The 432-nt window shown below is 74.3% G+C and carries 1 protein-coding gene; it reads right to left on the reverse strand.

The window, feature by feature from the left end; all coding sequences use genetic code 11:
- On the reverse strand, positions 1–432 hold a 432-nt coding region (locus FV228_RS32705), incomplete at both ends, for an MFS transporter (protein ID WP_147858047.1).

Below are 432 nucleotides of genomic sequence, written 5' to 3' on the forward strand. Positions count from 1 at the left end.
AACACCCCGAACAGCCCCGCCCCGGCCGCAGAGAGCCCGAATGGCGGGTTCTCGACCAGCAGGGCCAGGGTGGCCCAGAACGCATTGAAGGCGGCGAACAGCAGCGCCTGCGACAGGCTCGCGGTGCGCAGGACCGGCTGCGACCGGGCGAGGTGCAGGATCGACAGCATCAGGGCGCGATAGCGCAGGGGATGGGTCTGGGGCGTGTGCGGCAGGGTGGCGCGGGCGATGCCCGCCATGGCGAGCGCCAGGAGCGAGGCGGCCAGGAACACCGCCCGCCAGCCGAGATGCGCCCCCAGGAACCCGCTCGCCGTACGGGCGAGCAGGATGCCGGTCAGCAGCCCGGTCATCACCTGGCCGACGATCCGCCCGCGGCTCGCATCCGGGGCGAGCTCGGCCGCGAACGGCACCGCCTGCTGCGCCGCGCAGGCG

The sequence above is a fragment of the Methylobacterium sp. WL18 genome (assembly GCF_008040015.1).
Taxonomy (GTDB): domain Bacteria; phylum Pseudomonadota; class Alphaproteobacteria; order Rhizobiales; family Beijerinckiaceae; genus Methylobacterium; species Methylobacterium mesophilicum.